The organism is Methanospirillum sp., assembly GCF_028679455.1.
Taxonomy (GTDB): domain Archaea; phylum Halobacteriota; class Methanomicrobia; order Methanomicrobiales; family Methanospirillaceae; genus Methanospirillum.
Genome location: NZ_JAJRBM010000372.1, coordinates 1 through 3,599 on the forward strand (window position 1 = coordinate 1; position 3,599 = coordinate 3,599).

Genomic DNA, 3,599 nt, shown 5'->3' on the forward strand with positions numbered 1-3,599 from the left:
TACCAATAAAGTCAGGTTTATTAGGCAGAATTAAGACTATTGTTATACGGTGAATTGTGTTCTTTCCACTTTGCATTCATGTGAACGTAAATCAAAGGTATTTATTCTCTATGTGGATGATTCAATTGAAATGATGGACCTGATCAAAACCATTCTCGAGAGGGATGCACAGATATCAGTCAGGACATGCAACAATCCGAAAAAGGTCTCCGGGCATCTTTCCAAAGGAATGTTCAACGTACTCATCTCCGATTTTGCCATGCCTGGTATGAACGGTATGGAATTATTCCGCCAGGTCAGATCTGAAGGATATACACTTCCGTGTATTCTGTATTCCTGTTATTCTCAGGAAGAGATTCAAAGAAGTTGTCCCGATGATGTTCCCTATCATTACATTCAAAAAAAAGGTCATATCATCCATCAATGTGAAAAAATCAGGTCATTAATAATGCGTTAACTTGCAGTATGTTGTAGGGCCCCACCCCTCTCAGAACTTCACACGAACTATCCGGTTTCGGATGATGAGAAAATGTACTGATATCCCTGCCTGAACATGGTTCCCGTAATGAATTCCTGTAAGTTTATAACATCGGTGATTCAGACAATGGTTCATATACAAGATTTTGAGGAAAGAGAGTATTCGGGAAATATCCGGGAGATGTTCTATGATTAAGCTGGATGATCTGCCTATAGGCAGGAAACTTCTGATCCTGGTAATAATCGGCATTGTTGCTGTCATTGCAGTGGGTTATACCGGAATCTCCAGTTCCGGAACGATCAATTCACAGCTCAATGAGTTGTATCAGAACAAATATATCCATTCCATGCTTGCCAGTGAAGCATACTCTGAAATGCTCAACTATGCCGTCGGGTATTACCAGTACAGCAACGAGCAAAACCCTGAAAATAAGAAGAATATCCAGAACACCAGCATGGATCCGCATGCTGCCTTATTTAATGCAAAAATTGCCAGTTATGAATCCATCCGGATGAGTGATGATGAGAAGAGGATCATCTCGGAGATCAAGCTAAGTTCGGCTGAATATCTTGATACAGTCAGACGGATAAATGCCCTGGAAGCATCAGGGAAGGAAGATGAAGCAGCAAAGATAAGGACCAGCGAGGGTGTTCCGAAACGAATCCAGACCATGGATAATCTTAAAAAACTGGTAGACGCTAATAACGCAAGTGCTTACCAGTACTATCAGGATTCAAATGCTGAATATAACAACACCATTCTGCTCATCATCGCAATTACGGTCATCTGTACCTGTCTGCTTCTGCTGATATCCTGGCTGATCATCAGGAACCTCACCCGGAGATTTGCCCTGATTCTTAAGGGAATGGACGAGGTCGGATCAGGAAACCTGGCATATCGTATTGGAATGGATGGGAAAGATGAGATTGCCCGTGTGGGTTCCTCTTTCGATACCATGACGGTTAACCTGGAGGATCAGACCGGTAAAATCCGCCACAATCTGGAGAGATCAAAACAGACAAATGCGGCAATAATGGATATTGCAGGGAAGATCAGAAACGGTGACCTAAAAACCAAGATAGATGCCGAAGGATACGAGGGAGAATTTCTGGTGATGATCAGGGGAATCAACGATCTGCTCGATGCCCTGATCAATCCCCTGCGGGAAGCGATGCGAATGGTGAACGAGTTTGCAGAAAGAAATTTTTCTGCCAGGTATGACGAAAATGCCAGGGTAACGGGAGATTTTGAAAAATTTAAACAGGCACTTGATCATAGTGGCATTTCTGTATCCGGTTCTCTTAAGGTCATCCAGGAGCAGATTGAAGTATTAACCGCAAATGCGGAAGAAGCAAATGCAAGTACAGAAGAAGTTGCAGCCAGTACTAGGGCGATTGCCGAATCCTCATCTGTTGTCAGCGAAAATGCCGAAAAAAGCAACTCCGGATTGATCCAGATCCTTAAGGCGATGGATGATCTCTCTGCTACGGTTAACCAGGTTGCGGTAAGAACAGATGAAGTCAGCAAACTCACAACCGAAGCCGATAGTCTTTCACAGGAAGGAGTCACTCTTGCCCGGGTCGCTGAAAACGGAATGGAAGGGATAACAAAGTCCACCCAGGATAGTAAACAGATTATTGAAGATATCCGAAGGCAGATGGAGGAGATTGGAAAGATTGTCGGTCTTATCCGTGACATCTCTGATCAAACCGGCCTTCTTGCGCTGAATGCGGCGATAGAAGCAGCCAGGGCCGGAGAGGCAGGTCTTGGTTTTGCCGTTGTCGCCGACGAGGTGAAAACTCTTGCCCAGGAGACCCAGGCATCTGCCGAAAACATCGCAACCATCATAGAAAACCTTCAAAAAAGGTCAATTCTGGCATCTGATGCTATGGAGAAGACATCTGCAGAGGTTACTGCCGGAGGTGAAGCACTCCATGACACACTCTCATCATTCACGCGTATTGTCGAATTGATCAACACGATCAACCATACTGCAGGAGATGTCGCTGCAGCGACAGAAGAACAGGCAGCTGCAGTGCAGGAGATTACTGCAAGCATCCATGAGGTGGGCGGTCTTGTGGGAGATACGACAAAAGAGGCGGAAAATTCCTCCAGGTCAACAAATGACGTTGCAGCAGCAGTAAACCAGATCTCAACCGTGATTAATAACCTGAATGGTATCGTTGAACAGGTACGAAATGAGGTCGATTCGTTCAGGATTTAATCACAATTTTTTAAACGAAGGGAAATATGCCGGGAATATATACTGTTGATGATAAAGCCCACTTTTCTGCAGAACTGCCTGTTTCTCATGTATCCAGACAGAGAACCCATGATGAGAAGGTTATAGAATTTATTATCGGATCACAGGCCTTTGCAATGAATCTGTCTGATACAAAAGAGGTGATAAGCCGCCCGGAGATCACCCCTCTCCCCGGCACTGCATCGTATATCCGAGGAATTACTGATTTACGCGGTCTTATAACAACGGTAATAGACATTCGGCAATTCCTCTCGCTTCATCCTGCAGAGACACAGATTATGAAGGAACGGGTAATCATTCTCGATCCCTCCCTCTGTCAGAAGTCTATCGGAATACTGGTTGATGACGTCAGATCGGTTCAGAACTACCAGAGTGAGGATATCGATCTCTCGGATCGGCAATCAGACAGATACCAGTCAGGGGTCATCAAAAAGCATACGACAAACGCTGAAGGGAAATCTTCATCAGAACTTATTCTTCTCCTTGATATCAAAAAGATCGTCCGGATGATAAAGGACGATATTTAACTCTTTTTTCAGAGTAGTGATAATGGTTTTGAGATCTCTCTTCCCATCTGGTAAATGAGTTTAGTCCCGGGTATAACTCAGGTTTTTGTATCCGGAACATATCTGCTCTGTATGATGGATGATATCGCTGCTTCCGGTTATCCTTACTGCCCCGATAAAAAGGGTTGGATATGAGATCTCATAGTTATTAAACCTGGATTTATATTCGGTAAATAACTGCCTGTTTTCTGCATCAAAGGCTAGGTTGTGGGACTCAACCTGAATATTCGGGTGGCGTTTCGTAAAGGCCTGCAGAAACTGTTGTGCCTCTTTACATGACTGGCAGGTGGAA

At 44.2% G+C, this 3,599-nt stretch carries 4 protein-coding genes; 3 read left to right on the forward strand and 1 reads right to left on the reverse strand.

The features are described 5' to 3' along the window. The first annotated feature begins 112 nt into the window (after positions 1-112). From LUQ50_RS12580 to LUQ50_RS12590, 3 genes are all read left to right on the forward strand, one after another. Entirely contained in the window at positions 113-457 is a 345-nt protein-coding gene (locus LUQ50_RS12580; protein WP_300040187.1) for a response regulator, read from the forward strand. A gap of 208 nt (positions 458-665) precedes the next feature. Continuing rightward, positions 666-2,702: a methyl-accepting chemotaxis protein gene (locus LUQ50_RS12585; protein ID WP_300040188.1), complete on the forward strand. Its 2,037-nt coding sequence runs from the start codon at positions 666-668 to the stop codon at positions 2,700-2,702. Between the two features lie 26 nt (positions 2,703-2,728). Then, positions 2,729-3,268, forward strand: coding sequence for a chemotaxis protein CheW (locus LUQ50_RS12590; protein WP_300040189.1), 540 nt, complete (start codon positions 2,729-2,731; stop codon positions 3,266-3,268). Between the two features lie 60 nt (positions 3,269-3,328). Here LUQ50_RS12590 and LUQ50_RS12595 read toward each other — a convergent pair. Further along, on the reverse strand, positions 3,329-3,599 hold a 271-nt coding region (locus LUQ50_RS12595), incomplete at its 5' end, for a hypothetical protein (protein WP_300040190.1).